This is a genomic window from Leeuwenhoekiella blandensis MED217, assembly GCF_000152985.1.
GTDB lineage: Bacteria > Bacteroidota > Bacteroidia > Flavobacteriales > Flavobacteriaceae > Leeuwenhoekiella > Leeuwenhoekiella blandensis.
This window is the reverse complement of the sequence record NZ_CH672395.1, coordinates 3113745-3137304: the sequence shown is the minus strand read 5'-3', so window position 1 is coordinate 3137304 and position 23560 is coordinate 3113745. Positions and strand designations below refer to the sequence as shown.

Annotated in this window: 12 protein-coding genes; 5 read left to right on the top strand and 7 right to left on the bottom strand. The window is 44.3% G+C overall.

From position 1 onward, the window contains the following. Positions 1-16: 16 nt before the first annotated feature. From MED217_RS13285 to MED217_RS13265, 5 genes are all read left to right on the top strand, one after another. Entirely contained in the window at positions 17-2755 is a 2739-nt protein-coding gene (locus MED217_RS13285; RefSeq protein ID WP_009781055.1) for a glycosyl hydrolase, read from the top strand. A gap of 25 nt (positions 2756-2780) precedes the next feature. Beyond that, positions 2781-3905 carry a glycoside hydrolase family 88/105 protein gene (locus MED217_RS13280; protein WP_009781054.1) on the top strand — a complete coding sequence of 375 codons (1125 nt, stop codon included), beginning with the start codon at positions 2781-2783 and terminating at the stop codon, positions 3903-3905. Between the two features lie 10 nt (positions 3906-3915). After that, a complete protein-coding gene (locus MED217_RS13275; protein WP_009781053.1) occupies positions 3916-6882 on the top strand; it encodes a glycoside hydrolase family 2 protein in 2967 nt (988 codons plus the stop codon). After that, positions 6869-7813, top strand: coding sequence for an alpha/beta hydrolase (locus tag MED217_RS13270; protein ID WP_009781052.1), 945 nt, complete (start codon positions 6869-6871; stop codon positions 7811-7813). Before MED217_RS13275 ends, MED217_RS13270 begins: the two co-directional genes overlap by 14 nt. A 147-nt stretch (positions 7814-7960) precedes the next feature. Next, the gene (locus MED217_RS13265) at positions 7961-8902 is read left to right on the top strand and encodes a glycoside hydrolase family 43 protein (RefSeq protein ID WP_154648947.1); all 942 of its coding nucleotides are present in this window, start codon (positions 7961-7963) and stop codon (positions 8900-8902) included. A 184-nt stretch (positions 8903-9086) separates the two neighbouring features. Here the strand turns inward: MED217_RS13265 and MED217_RS13260 are convergent, their stop codons facing one another. From MED217_RS13260 to MED217_RS13230, 7 genes are all read right to left on the bottom strand, one after another. Further along, the gene (locus MED217_RS13260) at positions 9087-11240 is read right to left on the bottom strand and encodes a hypothetical protein (RefSeq protein WP_009781050.1); all 2154 of its coding nucleotides are present in this window, start codon (positions 11238-11240) and stop codon (positions 9087-9089) included. Between the two features lie 4 nt (positions 11241-11244). Further along, a complete protein-coding gene (locus tag MED217_RS13255; RefSeq protein WP_009781049.1) occupies positions 11245-14892 on the bottom strand; it encodes a DUF4450 domain-containing protein in 3648 nt (1215 codons plus the stop codon). Positions 14893-14897: 5 nt separating this feature from the next. Beyond that, the gene (locus MED217_RS13250) at positions 14898-16769 is read right to left on the bottom strand and encodes a rhamnogalacturonan lyase (RefSeq protein ID WP_009781048.1); all 1872 of its coding nucleotides are present in this window, start codon (positions 16767-16769) and stop codon (positions 14898-14900) included. 10 nt (positions 16770-16779) lie between these two features. Beyond that, positions 16780-19296, bottom strand: a complete 2517-nt coding sequence (locus MED217_RS13245) for a glycosyl hydrolase 115 family protein (RefSeq protein ID WP_050759332.1) — start codon at positions 19294-19296, stop codon at positions 16780-16782. After that, positions 19283-20758: a glycoside hydrolase family 28 protein gene (locus tag MED217_RS13240; RefSeq protein ID WP_009781046.1), complete on the bottom strand. Its 1476-nt coding sequence runs from the start codon at positions 20756-20758 to the stop codon at positions 19283-19285. Before MED217_RS13240 ends, MED217_RS13245 begins: the two co-directional genes overlap by 14 nt. Positions 20759-20978: 220 nt before the next feature. Then, positions 20979-22406 (bottom strand): purine-cytosine permease family protein, encoded by a 1428-nt coding sequence (locus MED217_RS13235; RefSeq protein WP_009781045.1) that lies wholly within the window; start codon positions 22404-22406, stop codon positions 20979-20981. 2 nt (positions 22407-22408) lie between these two features. After that, complete coding sequence (locus tag MED217_RS13230; RefSeq protein ID WP_009781044.1) at positions 22409-23560, bottom strand: alpha-hydroxy acid oxidase; 1152 nt, start codon at positions 23558-23560, stop codon at positions 22409-22411.

Sequence of the window (23560 nt, the reverse complement as noted above, 5' to 3'; positions counted from 1 at the left end):
TTTATAAGCTTTATCTATGCGAATACTATTCAAACTTCTCTTAGTTCTTCTCACTACAGGTCTTTTTACAGCTTGTCAATCTCAAAATTCGGAAGTTACACACAGCGATACTGCGTTGTGGCCTGATATTGAAAAAACGGCCAAGCCCTGGACCCGTTGGTGGTGGATGGGAAGCGCCGTTGATAAATCCAACATCAAAGAGCACTTGGTTGCTTTTGAAAAAGCCGGTTTGGGCGGTGTAGAGATCACGCCTATATATGGAGCAAAAGGAGAAGAAGAACAATTTCTTGAGTTTCTTTCTCCAGAGTATCTGGAGCTTTTAGACTATACGATCACTACTGCAGACAGTTTGGGGCTTGGTGTAGATATGGTTTTAGGAACCGGATGGCCGTACGGCGGTCCTCAGGTAGAGCGTGAATTTGCCGCAACCAAGTTGGTGGTTCAAAAATATGAGTTAGCACAAGGAAAGGCATTTGATCAGGAACTCAAACCAGATCCTAAAGAACGCCAGCCGGCGTCCCTTAACGCTGTGCTTGCGTATGATACTGCGGGTAACTTTAAAGATCTGACCAAAGAAGTGCGTGATGGAAAACTTAGCTGGACTCCTGAAGATGCTTCTTATACGGTTTATGCCTTGTTTACCGGCAAAACCGGTCAAAAGGTAAAGCGGGCAGCTCCCGGAGGTGCAGGCTACACGCTAGACCACTATTCTAAAGAAGCTTTTGTGGATTACATACAGCCTTACGATTCTGCATTTGCCGAAATTAAAGGGCAGTTGCGTGCGATTTTTAATGACAGCTATGAAGTTTACGGTACCGATTTTACACCGAAGTTTTTTGAGCAGTTTGAAAAACTTCGAGGTTACGATCTCAAACCACATATCAACCTTTTATTGAGTGACAGCGATAACGATTTAGGGAACCGGGTGAAGAGTGATTACCGCGAAACCTTGTCTGATTTACTCCTGCATCAGTTTAATGAACCGTGGACCGACTGGTCAAACAAACACGGATTTAAAACCAAATTACAAGCACACGGTTCGCCGGGGAATCTTATCGATCTTTATGCATCGGCAGATATCCCGGAGTGTGAGACTTTTGGTTCGATGCCTTTTGATATTAAAGGATTTAGACGCGAGGAAGAAAATATCAGAACCGGAGATGCAGATCCTGTGATGCTCAAATTCTCTTCTTCGGCGGGACATATCGCCGGGAAGCCACTTATTTCTTCAGAAACCTTTACCTGGCTTAGAGAGCATTTTAAAACAGCCTTGTCTCAGGCAAAGCCAGAAGCTGAAGAATTACTCCTCAATGGAGTGAATCATATTTTCTTACACGGTTCTACCTATTCTCCGGAGCGGGCCGGTTGGCCGGGCTGGAAATTTTATGCTTCGGTAAATTTTAGTCCGAAGAATACTATCTGGAAAGATGCTTCAGCACTATTTGGCTATGTGGGTAATGTGCAATCGGTATTACAAGAGGGAAAAGCAGATAACGAGACCTTATTGTATTGGCCTATTTATGACCAGTATAATAGTTATAAAAAAGGAAATTTATTCTTTCAGTTTAAAATCCATTCTTTAGACGAGTGGTTACTCGATACGCCATTTTACGAAACCACAAATACCTTGATGAACAAGGGGTATGGTGTCGATTTTCTGTCTGATGCTTTTCTAAAACAAGCTAAAGTAGAAGCAGGTAAGATCGTTTTACCCGGCGGGACGTACAAAGCCTTGGTGGTTCCTGATTGTCAATTTATGCCACTGGGCAGTATGGAAAAATTAGTAGCGCTTAAAAACGCTGGAGCTTCTGTGATCTTTACCGGTTTACCAGAAAGCGTTCCGGGATATTTTGAATATGAAAAACAAACTGCGGCACTAGAGAACCTGATGTCTGAAAATGATCTAGCCATTACTGCTTTAGAATCAGGTTTGCGTGCGGCAGAGGTGGCTCCCGAAACCTTGGTAGCGTCCGGATTAAAATTTATTAGAAGAGCTCAAGGAGATTCTAAGATCTATTATTTGGTAAATCATACCCAAGAGGATATTGACACCTACATTCCATTATCGGGCAATGTTGATAATGCGGTGCTTTTGGATCCGCTTACGCGAAAAGTGGGTGCGGCGGCTGTTCGTGAGACGGAAGGGCAGGCTGAAGTTAAAGTGCAAATTGCTTCGGGAGATGCGTTGCTTATTAAAACCAATTGGGATTCGCCTGAAGAACAATGGGCATATACTTCGCCCTCGGCTGAAGGGATTCCGCTAGAAACTGAATGGAACATCAGCTTTGAAGAAGGAGGACCTACGCTTCCGGAAGCTGCAACTATGAACAGTCTAAAATCCTGGACGACGCTAGGCGAAGATGCAGAGCATTTTTCAGGAACGGCAAGCTATACCACCACGTTTACTAAACCGGAAACAGCAGCAGATACGTGGCAACTCGACCTGGGAGATGTAAGAGAAAGTGCTGCCGTGTGGCTTAACGATAATTATATTGGTACTGCCTGGTCGGCGCCATACCGTTTGGATCTTGGTGCATTGCAGTCCGGTGAAAATACCCTGACCATCAAAGTGACCAATCTGGCAGCAAACCGACTTCGGGCTAAAGAATTGCGCGGTGAAGAGTGGAAGACCTTTTACGAGATCAATATGGTGAATAAAGATTATAAACCTTTTGATGCGACCGTTTGGGAACCTACACCTTCAGGACTTTTAGGTCCCGTTCAATTGGTGCCATTGGCTATAGAAACAAAATAAATCACGAGATAAAAAACGAATATAGATGAAGAAAATACTGGTTTTAGCTGTTTTGGCAGCATTCAATTTTAATTGTGCTGCACAGCAACAGATCAACCGCGATGATGTGCTCGCAAAAATGGAACTTGCCAATGCGTATTTTATGAAGAAATGGCCAGATGTAGGCAAAACCATCATCACCAATAAAGAACGCCCAAGTAACATATGGACTCGCGGCGTGTATTATGAAGGTTTGATGGCCTTACACGAGATCTATCCTAAAAAAGAATACTATCAATATGCTTTAGACTGGGCCGATTTTCATCAGTGGGGTTTCCGAAGCGGAAATGAAACCCGCAATGCAGATGATTATGATGCGGCACAGACGTACATTGATCTGTACAACTTGCAGCCCGATCCTGAAAAACTGAAAAATACCAGAGCTTGTATGCAAAAGTTTTTGGTAACGCCACAAAACGGCGATTGGGATTGGATCGACGCGATACAAATGGGAATGCCGGTTTTTGCTAAAATAGGTGTACTGGAAAATGATCCGCGCTATTTTGAAAAGATGTATGAGATGTATATGGAAAGCCGTAACGTCATTGGTGAAAACGGATTGTTCAATCCGGAAGACGGTTTATGGTGGCGCGATGCAGATTTTGACCCGCCATATACTGAACCTAACGGAGAAGATTCCTATTGGAGTCGTGGTAATGGTTGGGTGATCGCTGCGTTGGCAAAGACGCTTTCGATCATTCCTGAAGATGCTCCGCACCGCGATCAATATATTGAAGATCTGCAAGCAATGGCCGAAGCCTTAGTAAAAGTGCAGCGCGAAGATGGGTTCTGGAATGTAAGCCTACATGACCCAACGCATTTTGGAGGTAAAGAAACTTCGGGAACAGCTCTATTTGTTTACGGGATCGCCTACGGGATCAATAACGATTTGTTAGATCGTGAAAAATACCTGCCGGTAATTACAAAAGCCTGGAATGCGATGCTCTCAGAATCGCTTCATGAAAATGGCTTTTTAGGCTGGTTGCAATCCACCGGGAAAGAACCTAAAGACGGGCAACCTTTATCTTATGACAAACAGCCAGATTTTGAAGACTACGGTTTGGGGTGCTTTTTACTCGCCGGGTCAGAAATGTATCGCTTAGAATACTAAACTTGAATTTATGTTTAAAAAAATAAAAACTATACTTGTTTTAATCGGCTTTGTACTTACACTACAAAGCCTTTTTGCACAACGTCAAACCTATAATTTTAATAGCGATTGGCAGTTTAAAACCGGGGAGATCGAAGGTGCGGAAGCTACCACTTTTGATACCCAAGGATGGACGCAGGTGACGCTGCCACACGCCTATAATCAAGAGGAAGCTTTTTTAAAAGCTATAGATGAACATAGTACGGGAATCGTATGGTACCGCAAGAATTTTATACTTCCGGAAGATGCTAAAGGGCAAAAGATCTTTTTAGAATTTGAAGGCATACGCCAAGGCGGAACCATTTATGTAAACGGAAAGCAAGTAGGATTGCACGAGAACGGCGTTATGGCGTTTGGTTTAGATGTTAGCGATATCGTTGTATTTGATGGTAAACCCAACAGCATCGCCTTGCGCATCGACAATGATTGGCATTACCGCCAGCGCAGTACCAATGCAACCTATCGTTGGAATAACATCAATTTTAATGCAAACTACGGCGGTATTCCTAAAAATGTATTCTTGCACGTAACCGATAAATTATATCAAACGCTTCCGCTGTATTCTAATCTAAAGACTACCGGAGTTTATGTCTACGCTACAGATTTTGATATTCCACAGGCAGCGGCTACGATTCACGTTGAATCTGAAGTAAAGAACGAATATGACACCCCTAAAACCTTTCAATATTCAGTAGCTGTTTTTGATTTGGATAATAAAAAGGTGGCCGAATTTTCCGGAGATGAAACCAAGCTTGCTCCGGGAGAACATACAATGGTTTCCGCAGCGCAACGCCTGGGAGATCTGAATTTCTGGAGTTGGGGGTATGGTTATTTGTACACTGTAAAATCCATGTTGAAAGTTGAGGGTAACGTCATTGATGAAGTCAGTACCAAAACCGGTTTTAGAAAAACCGAATTTAAAGAAGGAAAAGTTTATCTCAACGATCGCGTATTGCAAATGAAAGGCTATGCACAACGCACCAGCAACGAGTGGCCGGCGATCGGGATGTCTGTCCCTGCGTGGTTGAGTGATTTTAGCAATCGTATGATCGTCGAAGGCAACGGGAATCTCGTACGCTGGATGCACGTAACTCCTTGGAAACAGGATATCGAGTCTTGTGATCGCGTTGGGCTTATTCAGGCGATGCCCGCCGGAGATGCTGAAAAAGATTCTCAGGGAGACCACTGGAAACAGCGTACCAACCTGATGCGTGATGCCATTATTTATAATCGAAATAATCCCAGTATTGTTTTCTATGAGAGTGGTAATGATGCGATCAGCGAGCCGCATATGGCAGAGATGAAAAGTCTACGCGACACTTACGACCCGTATGGCGGGCGTGCCATCGGTTCGAGAGAGATGCTCGATAGCCGTGAAGCTGAATATGGTGGCGAGATGCTTTACATCAATAAAAGTGCACGAATCCCGATGTGGGCTACCGAGTACAGTCGCGATGAAGGTATGCGCAAATATTGGGATGAGTTTTCACCACCTTTTCACAAAGAAGGCGACGGACCTTTGTACAAAGGAGAGCCGGCAACATCTTACAATCACAATCAGGATCGCCACGCGATCGAAGATGTTATTCGCTGGCATGATTATTATGAAGCCCGCCCGGGAACCGGTCACCGCGTGAGTTCAGGGGGTGTGAATATTATTTTTTCAGACTCCAATACGCATTATCGCGGGGAACAAAATTACCGTACGAGTGGGGAAGTAGATCCTATGCGTATTCCTAAAGACGGCTTTTTTGCACATCAGGTGATGTGGAATGGCTGGGTAGATACAGAAGAGCACGGCACGCATATGCTGGGTCACTGGAATTATAAACCGGGTACGCAAAAAGATTTTTATGTGGTTTCTACCGGTGAAAAAGTAGAGCTTTTTATCAACGGAAAGTCTCAAGGCTTTGGTAAGAAAGCCTACAGTTTTCTGTTTACGTTTGAAGATCTAAGGTTTGAACCCGGAAATGTGAAAGCCGTGAGCTATGATGCCGAAGGAAGGATCCTGAGCACAGCAGAAAAGACCACCGCAGGAACACCACACAGCATACGATTGAAGCGTTTAGAAGCACAACTTCCATTTAAAGCCGATGGTGCAGATGTTGCGCTTTTTGAAGTGGAAGTGGTAGATAAAGACGGGCAGCGTTGTCCGCTTGATAATTCTAAGATCGAATTTGAACTGGATGGTCCGGCAACTTGGCTGGGCGGTATTGCAGACGGTCCTGATAATTATATTGAGTCGAAAGTGCTTCCGGTTGAAAATGGTGTAAATCGCGTGATGATTCAATCTACGACGCAGGCTGGAAGCATCAAGATCAAAGCGAAAGCATCCGGAATCAAAAATGCTTCAATAGAATTGGATTCCGAAGCATTTGAAACCCAAAACGGATTGGCAAGTGTATTACCCGGAGCAGATTTACCATCTTATCTCGACCGTGGTCCTACACCTAAAACGCCTTCTTTTTCGTGGAAACGTAAACCGGTGTTTATTCGTTCGGCACAAACCGCCAATGAAGAAGATGAACCGTACCTGAGTTATGATGATAATGAACTCACCGAATGGCGCAATGACGGTCAGGAAAAAACCGGTTGGATCACCTACACCTTAGCCAAAGAAGCCGAGGTTAATGAATGCGTGATTAAATTGACCGGTTGGCGCAGAAAAAAATATCCTTTACGTATTTTAGCAGGAGATGAGGTCCTCTTTGAGGGCGAGTCCTGGCAAAGTCTGGGGTATATCACCATTCCTCTGAAAACAGTAAAAACTGATGAGATCACGGTGCAGTTGGCCGGCGCTCAAAAGGAGGAAGATGGCTTTAATGATATTGTTGAGGTTGATCCCAATAAGGAACTTGATTTATTTAAAGACGATAAAGCGGCAGCAGCCAAAGGGCAGTTGCGTATTGTAGAAATAGAATTTTATGAAAAATTATAAATCCGTTTATTCGGTATTCGTATGGGCTTTAGGTTTTAGCTTTGTGAGTATGAACAGTCTTCACGCACAAAAGGAAGTCAAACTCTGGGAAAGCGGAGTTCCTAACAGTAAAATCGATGCAGCATATCAAGAAGTACAACACGCTGATAATGGGCAGGTTTATGGAGTAGATAAGGTTACCGATCCTACATTGACCATTTACGAGCCCGAAGCCGGCAAGGCCAACGGAACTGCCGTGGTCATTTGTCCGGGTGGTGGTTATGGACATCTCGCGATTGATAAAGAAGGCTACAAGCTAGCTGCCTGGTTTGCCGAGCAAGGCGTAACCGGTTTTGTATTAAAATATAGATTGCCCAGCGATGCGATTATGGAAGATAAAAGTATAGGACCACTACAGGATGTACAGCGTGCCATCCGCTATGTGCGCGAGCAGGCTTCTCCTTACGGAATTGATACTTCAAAAGTGGGCATTATGGGCTTTTCTGCGGGCGGGCATTTGGCGTCGACCGCAGCTACGCATTATGCTGATAGCGTTTATGATGCCACCGAAGGCGTTTCTGCAAAACCCGATTTTTCGGTGTTGATCTACCCCGTGATCAGTATGCAAAATGGTATTACGCATCAGGGTTCTAAAGATAATTTATTAGGAAAGAAAGCCACCAGAGGCGCTGCGTATGCGTATAGCGGTGAGTATCAAGTAACGCCTGAAACCCCGATGGCTTTTCTGGCGCACGCAACCGATGATTATGCGGTTCCAGTTGAAAATAGTATCAACTACTACTTAGCATTAAAAGATGCCGGAGTTCCTGCGGAAATGCATTTGTACGAAGATGGCGGCCACGGTTTTGGTATGGGGCGCACCCATACTGCCGATTCTTGGCCTGCGGCTTTGAGTTTATGGATGAAAAAGCACGACTTGATTACTGAATAAAAGGCATCAATTAGTTTACGCTAGACATCTAGGTGTCAGGTCGAGCGCAGTCGAGACCATATAATTATAAAATGAGATTGATAACCTTTCGACTGCGCTCTAGAGGACGGTCTGCTTCGAACCAAATTAACTATACACATGTTACCTATGCTCAAAAACTTCTCTATTTGTCTAATACTAGCTTTAGCTTTCACCTCGTGTAAAGCTCAAGATCCAGCCTATATTTTTACCTATTTCAAAGGAAATGGAGAAGACGGATTGCATTTAGCCTACAGTACCGATGCTTTACATTGGCAGTCGTTGAATGATGACCAATCGATTCTTACGCCTGAAGTTGGCGAGCAAAAATTAATGCGCGATCCAGCCGTGATCAAAGGTGGCGATGGCGTCTATCATATGGTGTGGACCACGGGTTGGACGGAACGTGGAATTGGTTATGCTTCTTCTAAAGATTTGATCAACTGGTCTGAGCAGCAACTCATCCCGGTGATGCAACACGAGGAAACCGCACGCAACTGTTGGGCTCCGGAAATTACCTATGATGCGCAAAATGATGAATATATGATCTACTGGGCGACCACCATCCCCGGCCTGTTCCCGGAAACGCAATCTGAAAAAGATGCCGGTTATAATCACAGAATGTATTACACCATTACCAAAGATTTTAAAGAGTTTTCAAAGGCCAAAGTCCTGTATGAACCCGGTTTTAATTCTATAGACGCGACGATTCAATGGGATGGATCACAGTATGTGATGTTCTTAAAAGATGAAACCCGCGAACCTGCACGTAAGAACCTCAAGGTTGCTACAGCACAAAATTTAACCGGACCTTATACTGAAGCGAGCGCTCCCATCACCGGTAAATATTGGGCAGAAGGTCCTACCGCTATTCAGAAGGATGGCAAGTGGTTGGTGTATTTTGATAAATATACAGAACATCAATATGGTGCTGTACAGTCAACCGACTTAAAGAATTGGACTGATATTTCTGATCAGGTTTCTTTTCCTGACGGCATACGTCACGGTACTGCGATACAAGTTTCTACTGATGAATTGAAAGCGATTCAGGAAGCGTTTCTCGATAAATGATATTTATAAGTACAAGCACACGATACAATCGCGCGCTAACACTTAGGTTTTATGAATCGTCAGGCTGAACCTGTTTCAACATCTCATCAAAGATGCTTCAAGAATCAACTCCGATCTACTTCGCTATCGCTCCTATCTTTTGAAGCTTTCTACAACTATGAATTGATTTATGTCGTAATGCGACTTAAAAAAACGGTTCAAGGCCTTCCCATTTTACGTTCCAGCTGCCGTCTTTTGGGAAGCCGGGGTTTTTAGTTTCTGCACCATCCCAACCTGCGCACATCATCGCCACCGCAGTGAGTAAACCGCCATTACCAGGCATATATAGCGTTAAACGTTCTTCTTGGTAATTGTGACCATTTTTTAGATAGGTGTTGGTTTGTACATCCATAAAGAGCGCATCAATGGCTTTTTCAGGCATTCCCAATCGTGCAGCGGTCATCGCTGTCATCGGGAAATCCCACCCCCAGGTATCTTCCCAGATCCATACCTCCCAAACTTTATCAAACGTATTGCGCATCGTGGCCTTGTTGAGCATAGACGTTTCCGGGAGCATCCCATAAGCCCCAAAAACCGAAGGATGATCAGTTAAAAACTCCGGATTGGTATACGAGTCTGTAGCACTTTCCGTGGCCAAATAATAATCCTCCTGAACCGGCAATGCCGAAAGTTTTTCCAGAACCTCCGTCCATTGCTCAGGAACCGATTCGCCAGCGCGTTCTTTCCATGCTGAAGCAGTTTTGAGTGCCCAATTCCAATACGCGAGTTCGTAGGTTGGATTGAAGGTCTCGGTTTTTTCAAAACGTTCCTGTGCAGGAATTACCGGTGGCCCCAATACATAGCAATCATTTTCTTTATCATAATCGGGAAATGAAGCCATAAATTCTGCGGTAGCAAAAACGCGTTCTTTGTATTTGTTGAGCGTTGCTTCGCTAGTATCGGCGCGATAAAGTAATTCGGCAAAGGTGATGAAATGCGGTTGTTGCCAAACCAAAAAAGCACCTACAGACGAAGGACCTTCTTCGCCATAAGGATCAGTCATTTTTTGCCAGCGCGCACCTTTAAATCCCTGGCGTTCCGCCAGTGCTTTGGCGTTATCAAAGGCAGTTTCATACCAGTTTAAGGTGTTTTCTAAATATTGAGGTCTGCCCCAAAGTGCGTAGTGCACCCCGTGCCACCAATGCATTTCCAGATGCGGCTTTCCATACCAACTGTTATACGTAAGCCCGGTTTCTTGCGGTGGCATTTTTCCGGCGGTTTGCGCTTTGGTCAGATATTGGGAGAGCACTACACGACGCTCGAGTTCATTTGCTCGCGGATCGGTACTTCCTGAGAAATCTACGATTCCGCCATCAGACCAATAGCTTTCCCAAGCTGTTGCGCTATTTTTAAATATGCTTTCGGTAGAGCTGTTTTCTTTCGGTTCGGTATCCGCAAACGTGCAGGTTAATGCGATTTGGTCTGCTGTAGGTTCCACGAGAAAATAGTGTGCTTCCTTCTTAGAAACTGTAGCCGTTCCTTCCCAATTTAAAGCAACCTTATACTTGAGTGAATCCAACTGACGTGCGATCACGGCTGAAGTATCGTCTTGTGCTGCTATACGACTTTTATACTGCTCCGGATTCTCCCACTGTGTTCCATAATCGGTCCAGGCAGCTGTTGGAGCCGCAAAACGTAAGCGTATTTTAAGTTGGCCACTTGCAATCAAGGCTGAATTTACCTGAACGGCGATCGCGTCACTTTCTGGAGCGCTCGCCGTTTTAACTTCTACAGGAATACCTTCTACAGCAAACGAACTGGTGAGCATTCCCGTCCATAAATCTAAGGTTTGATCAATATCGCTGAGGTCTTCCGGTTTTACCGGAGTTCCATCCTTTTTGGTGAGTTCAAACCCCAGATTTCCCAAATGTACCCGATGCGGGTTTGACCGAAAAAATTCAACAGCTTCCTTGGCGTGTTGCGGGGTTTTTATCTGCGTGGAATACGATACTTTTCTTCCGTTTTGATCATAGTCTTTTAAGGTTTCTTCAAAGGAATACCCCTGGTCATTAGGTTTTGCATTCCAACCCCATTCAGATAAGGTTCCTAAAGGGATTCCTCTTTGATAATACTCCGGAAAGCTTTGCAGTCCCGTGACATCTGTTGTAAACGCAAAAGCGCCGTTGCCCACAGTTAACGAAGCAAGCGTATCTACTCCAGAAATGTGCACGTTGTGCCTGGTAACGACCGCTTTTCGGTCTATAGCGGTATTTTCGGTTTCCTCTGTATGTTGTCCCTTTTTGCATCCGATGAGGCATAAGGCCAAAACGATTGTGGTGATCCAGAATGTATTTTTCATCTTTTTATGGTTTCAATAATGTGATACTCATCAGCCCGATGATCACATCATTGGCCCGAGCTTCGAGCGTTAGTTTTTCTAATGTTTTTTGCGGGTCAAGCGGAAGGTCGAGAATCGTTCCTGCGCCGCCATCGATTCCGTAATTGGTAAAGCCGTGAATGTTTGTATAGTCTTTAAAATAACGTGTGATCTCGCCGGTTTTAAAAATGACCCGAGGTGGTTTGGGTGCGCCGGTGGTGAAGGCATAACCGTCTGTATAATAATCCTGCTCGATAGGCCACCAGTTTTCAGGGTTTTTAAGTTCTAAAACCGCGGTAGTTCCATCGGAATAGGTGACAGTTACTGTGCCATTGACCAGTTGGGTTTGCATCGGGTTGGTGGTTCCTGCCATCACCAAATAGGCGTGGGATGCTTTGCCTTTAAGCGGAATAGTGATCGAATCTGGATAGTTGTTCCATTTTGAGGTGAATGCGATATTGAGCGCATTTTCTTCTGAAGGCGTTGCGTAAAGGATTCCATTAGATCCCTTAAAAACTCCGGATTTGGAAGCCTTGCGAAGTCCGGAATCGTCCAGATGAATATCCTCAGCGACATTGGGATAACACCAATTGCCAACGCCGGTAGTAGGGAGTTGCAGGGTAGGAGATTGGGGGCGCGGACTCAAATACTGCTGCTGAAATATTTCGTCTACACGTGCATTAAAAAAGCTACTGATGTTTGGCATCGTTTGCTGCTTTCTGCTGGAGTTCGGAATATCCCAATTGGTAAATGGTAGCTGAATTTTTTCTCCGGAAGCAAAGCTCAGCTCAAGCAGGTTTGTTCCCGGAAGGCATTCCGCTAGTGCCAATATTATGGTTGCTGATTCTTTAGCTTTGAAACTTATCTGTTGCGCAGCTTTATGGTTGATCGCTAAATCACCGGAAACCTGTGCATCGGTATTATTTTGAATGGTTATCGCCAAATGGTCGTTTTCCAGTTGTGTAGATAGGATTTGAAATTTCGGTTTTACTTCAATTTCTATCGGTTGCCACCACGTCACGTCGTTCTGTTTCAGCTTTACAAAAAGCATTTTGTTTCCCGTTGCAGAAGCGATCTGCGCGGTCAATTGATGTGTTGCACGTTCTGGGTTTATCAAAACCTGCTGCGGATCTTTAAGTTCGAGTAATTCAGCTTTATTTGATTTGAGTTTAAAAGCTGCTCCTTGTGTATAAAAAGCCTTGTTCAGAAGTCTTTCAGGCGTAGTGCCTTCAGTAGCGACGTGAATGGTATAGTTTTTATGAATCCCCGCCGGAATTAAAATTTTCGGTTTACCAATGGCTTCAGCGACCAGTTGATAATTCACCGAATTTCCATTGACTAAAACTGCTTTGATAGCTGTGGTATTGAGGCTCAATTCCAGCTCCAGATCTAAATCGGTTTTAAATTTATTAGTAATCGTATACGTTGTGGTGTTTCCTGTTTTTTTGAAAGCTACATCAAGATCAGGAAGATTGAGACTGGCGTGATCCCATTCTTCAGGAAAACCTGGTTTTATTTTTAGTTTGTGCTCTAAAAGATTGGGTTGAATACCAAAAAGTCCTTCTACCAAGGCGCGCGAAGCCACACCGATAGGGTCGGCAAAATCCCGATACAATTCCCCTCGAATTGCATCATAAAAGGATAACTGCTGAAAGCCACCCGGTGATGCACCTAAATACATACTCTCCACCAGAGCGCTCTCAAAAAGTTTAAAACCTGCTTCAGGATTTCCACCTTGCCAGAAGGCCAGTGCAGTGTTGAGGTTTTCTGCAAGTGCTACATTGTTTACAGACCAGGTGTAGGGTTGCCAGTTTGTGGTGGAAACCAATTCGAGATCTTCGTGCGGAAGCCCTTCTGCCTGCACCGGAATATGCGGAATTTCCTTTTGAATATAATGTAAGGCTTGCTGCTGTTGAAATGCATTCGGCACGCCTTTATCGATGGCGTGATACACCGTCCAAATCCCAGGAGACTTGTGAAGTAATTCATTGCCCAAAGCATCTTGGTATTCGGCATACACCCCTTGATCCGGAAGCCATAATTTTTGCTGAATGGCATTTTTTATCTTTTCCGCTTCATCTAAATAAGCTTGTGGATCTTTTCCTAAACGCGCCGCCAGCTTTGCTGCTAAAGTATTCGCACGATAATTATAAGCCGAAGTATAGGTAACCGCGCCTCCACTGTATTGCAGGGCGTCACTTGCCCAGATGGCCGCATAAGCATCATACAAACCATCATCGTTGGTGTCGTAGTTGCGCTTTTCCCAAGCCAAATGCCGTTCGATCACCGGAAAGATTTCCTCTAAAAACTCGGGATCGTCGTTCCAGTTGAAATAGGTAAGGAGCTGGTCTATAAAAACCAGATTCATATCATAGTGATGGGCGCGATCATTGCGGTTGGGGTGCCTGCTGATATAACCTTTACTGAACATTGCCGTACCCAAAACCTCTTTCTGTCGGGCAAAGTTACGACTGCTGTCAAGTACCACAGGTCCGCGTTCGGGTTCGAGCACTTGAGAATTTCCGTAGCTTTTAAAATGCGTTTTAGCGCGATCGTGCCAACCTAACACATCTGCATTGTAGGCCCCGCGCCATGCGTTGAGATGCATCCGCCAGGCTACGGCACCGTGTAAAAAAGCAGGATCTTCCCAGATGGCATCTGCCGCTGTAGCCAGTGTGCCACCTAAGGTATTGAGATATGGATCAGGAGTATTCAGTTTTATTCTGTTTGCTAAAGTGTCTGCTTTGAAGCTTGCTTTTTTAAAGGCTGAAGCACTGCTTAATACTTTATCAGAAGTATCGCCTGTCGTATGCTCAATGTTCCAATAATAGGTTTTCGCGGCTGATCTGTCGACCGTTCCATAAATGACAGGAAGAGAATCTAATGTAGCTCGTTGAAGAGTATTGGGATTTTGAATAGCGTGAGCACTGCCTAAATTCAGTTGTCCTTCAGGAACAGCGGCGGTCAGTGTTTTTTTATTGGTTTGACTTTTTGCATCCCAGTTGAACTGAAGGGTAAATCCGTTTTCTTTGAGATCATAAGAATTGTGCCGGGCATATTCCGGTTGTAGATAAAATACCGATTCCGGATCTGCACCGATATCACCATCACGATGAAATTTCTTTCCGCTGGCACCGCCAAAAAGCCAATGAAGACCAACAGCTTCGGGAATATTATGTTCTTCAACTTTTAAAAGAAATCCTTCTGTTTCTGCTGAAGCCAAAACCGTAAGTTTAAAAAAACCGTTGCCTAAGAGTGCATCATGGATTTCGTACTCCATCATTCCGGGAGTATATTTAGTTGTAATACTATCGGCTTCAGTGATCCATTTGGATTCTGTTTCTTTAGAAATTCCCAGTTTGAAATTTCCACCCATTCCGGGCAGGTACAATGCAAATTCCGGCAGGTCACCGGTTTCTACTCTAAAACCGGTATTGGTACCATACAGGGCACGATTGAATTTTCGAGAACCATTTACCAGGACAAAAGCGTTTCCTTCCGGTTTGTAATGAATTGTTCTGGATTTGTTATGCCAATATTCCTGTTTTTGCTGACCTAATCCCTTCCAGCTAATTCCTGCTAAAAACAGGATAAAGATTGGTTTAAGAAAGCGTGTTGTTTTATTGGCGTACATCTCGATCAGTCTATAGTTTCCGGAATCAATTTTATGTTTGGTTTTGGAGCTTTTTTCATTCCATAGCCCATATAAAAACCGGTGTGCGGCGGTTGATTGTATCCTACATTTTGCCAAGCGATGCTTAAGCGGTATTGCGGATCGTGCATCAAGGTATACATACGGTGCGTGGTCGGAATGGTGGTAGTGTAGATGCGCATCTCGTCACCCTCTTTACTTGGGAGGAGCAATTCTTCGCGCCAATCTCCAAGAATATCAGCACTTAAGGAAGGCGTTGCTTTACTCCCTCTTGACCACGTAGCACCATCGGCATTAAAGAGCATTCCTTTTCCATATTTTGCGATGTAAGTACGGTCTAAAAGTTCGCGGCTAAAATCGCCATCCCACCAGATCAGGAAGTTAGTAGCCCGTGGTGCTTTACCTATTACATTTCCTTTGATGTCGTGTAAGTCGCGCGAGCCCAGCCACCACATTTGCGCACCTACGCGGGTGGTGTCTATATTGGCTGCTACGCCGCGACCAATATCGCGATTGGGTTCGGCGGTGTATAAAACGGTTCCGTCTTTTATCGAAAAGAGGGCAATCCCAGGGCCTTTGGTACCGTCTTCGATCTCGTGTATTCCAAAACGTTCTAAGCCTGGAACATCGGGATCCAGATCGCTTACATGAATCGCGTCACCGTGTCTAAAACCGGTGGAATACATTCCTGTGCCATCATCATCAACAGCCATCGCGCCAAAGATGATCTCGTCTTTACCATCGGCATCAGCATCTGCAACCGAGAGGTTATGATTTCCTTGTCCTGAATACGGATTTTCCCGGTTTTCACTGTCAAATACCCAGCGCGAGGTGATCTCACCATTTTTAAAATCAAAAGCAGCAAGAACGGTACGACCATAATAGCCTCGTCCCATCACAAAACTTGGGTGAATCCCATCTAAATAGGCCACACAAGCGGTAAAGCGATCTACGCGATTTCCGGTATTGTCGTTTCCGCCGTTTCCGCCGTGACCACCCCACTTGCTGATGTCGCCACGGGGTGCGATATAATCGGTAGTGGCAAGTGCTTTCCCGGTTTGACCGTCAAAAACGGTTAGGTATTCCGGTCCTTTTAGGATCTTTCCGTAGGTTCTACTTTTTTCATCGGTATCGCGCCAGTCGGCTTCCGGATCTCCAATGACATTACCTAATGCATCAGTGGTGCCATCTGCTGTTTTGCAAACCATTTCGGCTTTACCATCGCTGTCAAAATCGTAGACCAAAAACTGTGTATAATGCGCTCCTTCCCGAATGTTTTTTCCAAGGTTTATTTCCCATAACAACTCGCCAGACAACTCGTAAGCCTGAAAAATAGGATCGTCTGTTAGTCCGCGATGGGAGTTGTCGTGTCCCATTCCCATTTGATGAATAACCAACTCGTATTGCCCGTCTCCGTCAAGGTCTGCGGTGCTGGCATCACCGGGAGCGTAGCCATCCGGAGTTTGAAGTGGAATACTTAAATAGGGTTTGTGCTCGGCATTTGCTTCAATACTGAATGCACCAGATTCTTTAGTTTCTTTTCCATCTAAAATAGAAGCGACATACCAGGTATTTTTCTTAGACCAATCGGCATTGGTATCTATAAAAAAAGTACTTCCAGAAATAGGTTTGGTATTCAATTGCTGGGGCATTTCGTCACCAGACTGGCGGTACAAGTTGAAGTTAAGTTCATCCGGGTCTGTACCTAAAACCCTCCAACTGATTACTGCAGATTGATCTTCTTGCGGAATCACTATAACGCCTCGATCAAGATTTTCCATCAGGCGCTGTGAGGTACAGCTGGTGTAGGTTAAAACGGATATTAAAAGCAACAGGTAGGGAGTGCATTTGATTTTCATAGTCAGTGCTTTATTGATTTGAAAAGGTATAGGGAATCTTTTGATTTGCTTGAGTTATGGTGAAATAATCCGGGAGCACGCCGGGATCAATAACAAAAAGCTTTAATTGATGTTTGCCGGCATTGAGTTCTTTCAGGTTTAATGAGGCGCGCGCCTGATTACGTAATACATTGATCTTCCAGGTTTCGCTTCTTCCGTGGGTTTCAAAATTAAGGATCTCTACCGGTAGATCATCCCATTGAACGCCAAGGCGTAACTTTTGCTCACCGGTAATCGGATGATTGGGAACAGCTGTTAGCGTAAGGGTTGCCTCTGCTATAGTTTGCTCCAGTTCCATGTCAAAGTGTAAGACCGGATTCTCTGTAAAAGCAGTAGCGGAGTAGGCGTTATGAGTAGCCGGTGCGAGTTGTAATGCGGTTTTAGAATATCCCAAACCGGTTAATTCCTGCGGAAAGCCTTCTTCAAAATTTTCTGCATTAGAAAAGTTAGCCAGTTTTCTTGAGATCACGGGTTTTGGATATTTTTGAACGGCTTCTTCATCAGCAAGTACGGCATCGGGTACTTTGTAAACCGGTAAACCGCGTGGCGCACTGTGCATCATACGATTCCATTTCCCACCAGCGATCTGGGTATTGTACTTTTTGGTAAGCTCCTGAATCTGCTGTTGTTTTAGCGCGATGGAATCCTGATAGTTTTGCGTTAGTTCTGGATTCTGTTTCGTATTGAAACTCGCTAAATCCCGATATAAATATTTCTGATTCATTGCTGAAGCGCCCAAAATAGGATAGGCCACAAGCTGAAACCAAGCGTCTTGCTGTGCATCTTCAATGGTATTGCTAAGCGTAGCAACCTCTTGTTCCAAGTGTTGATAGGCAGCACGTCGTTGTGGGTTTTCTTCTTCTAAACTAAATGCTGTCAAATGTGTAGGACGTGTAGGTTCGGTTTGACTCCATCCCATAAACTCAGGTTTTCTGAGCCAGGCGAGGTCATAATAGGTTTCACGCAGGCTGCTAATTTCGGCTCCTAGATCACTTCCAAAGATTCCTTCATAGAAATCGGTCATATGCTGCTTATAGCTATCCGGTTTTCTAAAGGATTCGGGATCAAAAGCGAGATCCATAAAAAACTGCATATTGTATTCTGCAGGTTTAAGATCGCCCACATTAAGAATCCAGATCTTGTCTGCACCGGTGTCGTAGGCCTTGAGCATTTCTTCTCTAATAAGTGCCGGGTGTGTGGTGCTCAACCAGAGATAATCGTGCGGTCTTCCCCAATACGAAGCGTGATAATATACTCCGCTTCCGCCGCTGCGCTTGCGTTCTTCAGCGTTACTAAGTCGGCGGATGTAGCCGTAGTTGTCGTCGGTCCACATCAGGGTTATGTCTTCAGGAAGCTCCAGACCATATTCATAAACATCCAGCACTTCCTTATAAACGGTAAATACTTGTGGGATTTCCTCTGGATTCCCAACGTGCTTTTGTAAAAGTTTTCGCTGATCCTGAATGATTTGATTTAGGATATTAGCCGCGTCTTCCGTGCTTTTTGCGCCCGCCATTCCGCTGTCGTGAACGCCTCGCATTCCCACGGTGTAAATACCGTTGGCGTTTTGAGCTTCTTCTACGCGATCTTCCCAATACTTGAGCACTTTTTCTTTATTGCTGAAATAGTTAAAATCCCCCATCGTATCGTGATCCCATTCGTCAACATTGTTGCGTAGCATCGGCTCGGCGTGAGAAGAGCCTAAAACGATCTCATAGTTTTCGGCTATTTTTAGATTACCCGGATAGTGAAAAAAGGCTTTGGTGCTGGGGTGCATCGCCGGCCAAATCGCATTGGCTTTTAGGCGTAGCAATAACTCGAAGATCTTTGCGTAGGTTTTAGGTCCTATATCACCGGTTTCGGGTTCAAAGGTATGCTCAGCCCAAGGTTGCAACCCCCAATCTTCATCGTTAAGAAAAATACCACGGTATTTTACTTGTGGACTTTTAGACTGAAATGAACTGACTTCAAGTGTTAATTCTTCTTGCTTTTCAGGAACTACGTCAGCCCACCAGTACCAAGGAGAAACGCCAATTTTTTCTGAAATATCAAACACGCCGTAAGCGGTTCCTCGGGCATCTGCGCCTGCAATAACCAAAGCATTTTTGATTGGGCTACTTTTCGGTTTTACAAGTTTAAGGGTATAGCTTTCCCAAGCTTCTTGTTTTGGGGTGGTTGCTTCTGAAAAGCTTTGTATCAAATCAGAGGCTTGACTACCTATAACGATTGCGTTTCCAGATACCGAATTTATAGCAGTAGTTACCTGAGGCAAATATCCACTTACGCGTTCAATATCTTTTGCAAGTAAGTGTGCTGCAATAGAATCAAGTGCAACTCCGTCTTTATCATAAATAATACTTACTTTTTGACGTTCTGTTACCAGCTCAAAATGATTTGCAGCTTGAGAGCAGGCGGCAGTGAACTGAAAAATACAGAGGAAAAAAGCGAGGTAACTTAGAAAGTTCAATTTCATATTAATCTTCATCATTGGCGATGTATAGGGTATTAGGGAATTCAACGCCAGGTGCATTTTCTATTGTTAGCGTAGAACCATCGGCGATATTGAGACTCACATTGTCAAGGGTCCAATCTTTACTGTACGTTATTTGACCGGCTTCCTGTGCAGCAATATGTACATCAGTCAGTTGAATATTGCTTACTGTAGAAGTTTCCATTCCGTTCACGTAGATCGCGCGTTTGGCGCCTTGAACCTCGATGTTTGAAATGCTAATATCTTTAAACGTTGGGATTCCTTTTTCTGGAGGCGTAACTTCTTCGAGTAGGGTTTTCCAGCGTTTTGGGATGGAATCGTAATCATAGCCCTCCGGTAATTTAGAATAGCTGTACGAAGGATTCCAGTTCATCGAAACTTGCATAAAGGTCCCTACGCTATCCATCTTGATATTTTGCATATGAATGTCTTCTACGGTTCCGCCTCGGTTGGTTGCTGATTTTATTTTGAGTCCGGTTTTGGTTCCTTTTCCTTGAATATTGGAAACAAATACGTGCCGAATATCTCCACTTGTCTCACTACCTATGGTCGTTAAGCCAGACCCTGCAAGAGCGATACAATCTCTGATCACCACATATTCGGTAGGACGATCTACCCGAAGTCCGTCCCAATCGCGTCCTGCTTTTAGACAAAAGTTATCATCGTTGCAATCGATATCGCAGTTTTGAACTAAAATATATTTTGAACTGTCAATATCGATCCCATCGGTACTGGGGCCGTGACCGCCAATATTGTTTCGAATGGTCAAGCCGTCTACTGTAATGTGGTTGGAATAGAGTACTTGTACCGTCCAAAATCCGGCGCGCTGAATATTGAGGTCTTTTAGAAATACATTTTCAGCATTTTGAAGTAAGAAGGTACGTGGGCGTTTGGCATCATAATCTACGATCCAGCGTAAACCTTTGGGTTCATATTCTTCGCGTAAGTTCCAATAATAGTCCCAATAGACTTTTCCCTGGCCGTCCACCAGTCCTTCACCATCAATTGTAACGTTTTTTTGATCTAAAACGTTGATGAGTGCAGCAGGCCATTTCATTTCGATACCGGCAACGCGTGTATCGATCTCGGGGTAATCTTCAATAGACTCGCTACCCAAAATGGCTACACCTTCCGGAATATTAAAGTGTACATTTTCCTTAATAAAAATTGAACCGCTAAGATAAGTTCCCGGCTTGAACGTGACCGTGCCGCCTCCGTTTGCTGCTGCAGCGTCTATGGCTTGTTGAATAGCGGTGGTGGTTAATGCGCTCCCGTCTGCAATAGCATCGTAGTCATTTACATAGAAAACTTTTTCATTGAATTCAAGGTCATTCGCGCCCACTTGACTGATCCATTCCGGCTCAGAAGAGGTTGTTTCTGAAGTGTTATTTTCTGAAGTGTTTTTACAGCTTGCAGTAAGGAGTATGCTCAGCAAGAAAAATGTAGAAAAGTATCTCATGGAGTTCTGGTGAAATCGACAAAACAATATTAATAATCTTTATAGAAAACGTATCCTGTTCCTACCTGTTTTGTAATGGGTTATCAAAAAGAAATGGCCGCCACCTGCGAGATTGACGACCATTTACACACACAAATAATTATTGTTTACGCTTTATTGGCACCGCCAAAGGGTTAAACTCCTTGGCTTGCCCTGAGGTAGTTTACCTAAGCGTTATACTTTAAGTGCTCACAGGAGCAGTTTTTGTTTGATAAAATTTACTGAAAATTAAAAACAGAATTCCGCAGCTTATCCAGGCCGGTAAGGTTAGGAAGGATAAGAATACATCATACTGAACTGAGATAAAATAAAAGACACCAAAGCTTAATGCCCAAGCACCAAATACTGCCCAGTTGAATTTTACCCCGGTCTTTTCAGCATAAAACGGTTGAATTCCCGCAGCCTTACCAAAGAAATGATCAAATACGATTATCGCTCCAATCGGGGCAAGAATGAATCCATAAAGTGCTACGAAACCTAATAATTTCATTGCAAAAGCAGGAAATAAACCTGCAATCGTCGCTACAGATCCTGCGATTATGGTGACCCAAAAAGTTGAAACCTTTGGCATAATGGCTTGAAATGCAAGTCCGGCGCGATAGATGGTTGGGTTTGCAGTCGTCCATCCTGCGAGAATGACAGCAATAATTCCAAAAATTCCAATAGCATTATTAGCTAAAGGTCCCGGAGCTACTGACGGTGCCTCACCGCCTGCCAGCATCGCTTGAGCTTCTGGTGATTTTAAATAAACAGCATATAATAATGCTGCCGCGATCCAGGCAACATAATGCCCTATGTAGATTCCACCGGCGGTCGTCCAGCCTGCGCTTGGTTTTTTCGCAAAGCGGAAAACAGAGAGGTCAGACATCCCAATATGCATCGCAGCATTAGCAAACCACGACCATAGCACAACGTGCCAGAACGTATATTTTATTTGCCCCGGAAAAGGTTCGCTGCCTTCTCCCCAAATATTCCAAAAGTCAGTAAAGCTGTGTACATCTAACTGAATCAACGCTACCACGCCACAAGCGATAAACGCCAGCACGATCACCGGAGACATCCAGTTTGCAGCTTTTGCTACGGTTTGATATCCTTTTGCGGCAATTATGGAAATCACAGCACCAATAGCGATTACAATGATCACCCAAGTAAGACTGTTAGGAGTGGTATCGGTGAGTTTGGGCATTTCCATATCAAACGGAATCCCAACGGCTGTAGCCGAAACCGTGATCATCGCCCCTGCTAGAAAACAGAAAAGTACACCATTAGCAAGATTGTAAGCGGTTACTAAACGTTTTCCGCAGATTTTTTCCAAATGAAAATACAGCGTATATCGAAACTTGGTTCCGATCTCTGCCGTTAAAAAACGCCAGCTCAACACCGCCATTAAGTTCCCAATGAGTAGCCCAACGATAAGGTCAAAAGCGCTTACTCCCGTAGTAAGGAATAACGGGCCGATTACAAATTCGGTACCTGCAGCGTGCTCTCCGGCGTACATTCCTAAAAATGCCTTCCAACTTTGTAGTCTGGATTGAGGCACCGCCTGGCGTTCAAATTCACCACCGGCGATTTCCTCTATAGTTTCTTCTTCTTGATTGTATTGCGACATAGTTAGGAGGTTATTAAATGTTTGGGTAGATCTTCAACGCGCTCACACACCAATTGATCCATCACTTGTTTGAATTGGGTTTTGAGCATCCCGATGGTATGCTCACCACCTTTGTTACCTAGAGCACCACAGCCGTACATAAAGGAGCGCCCCATAAAGGTGAATTTTGCACCGCAAGCCATCGCACGAGCGATATCTGGCCCAGAGCGTAAACCGCTGTCCATCATCACTTCAATTTGATCACCGTAGTTGGCTGCGATTTCTTTTAATGAATTGATAGTAGATTGAGCAGCATCTAGTTGGCGGCCACCGTGGTTAGAAACAATGATCCCGTCAAAGCCCATTCTTATGGCATCCTGAGTGTCTTGCAACGATTGTACACCTTTGAGTACTAGTTTTCCTTTCCAGCGATCGCGGATGGGTTTTATTTTATCTTCGTTGAGTTTTCCTGAAAAAGTACGGTCCATAAACGCGCCGAGTTGTTTCAGATTTAAACCTTCCGGCGTATATGGTTTTAAGTTTTCAAAAGTTGGTTGACCGTGTTTAAGCGTGTTGAACGCCCAAGTAGGTTTACCCAAAATCTGCATAATATTCTTGGCAGACATCTTTGGCGGAAGTGCGAGCCCATTTCTAAAATCTCGTGGTCTGTAACCAAAAGTCGGTACATCGCACAGCAGGACTAAAACGGGACAACCGGCAGCCTCGGCTCGATCTATAATATCATTGCGCACCGCATCTTCAACAGGATTGTACAACTGAAACCACGCATTTCCTTCGGTAAGTTCGCTTGCCTTTTCAATATTCATTGTGGTTACCGTACTCAAAATAAACGGAATGTTATTTTTATGCGCTGCTTTGGCTAAGATCGCGGGAGAATTAGGCCACATCAGCCCTTGTAAACCCACTGGAGCGATACCAAAAGGCGCATCAAATTCCATCCCGAGTACTTTGGTCTTTGTCGAACTTTGTCCGTAATTGTTGAGGTAACGCGGCTGTAGCTGTACGTCGCGTATTTCTGAAGTGTTGCGTTGTATGCTTACATCTTCATTACAACCACCATCCAGATATTCAAAAGCAAATGCAGGAACGCGCTTTTTTGCTTTGGAGCGTAAATCATCAACCGATGGATATGCAGTGTCAAAGGAGTTAGCCAT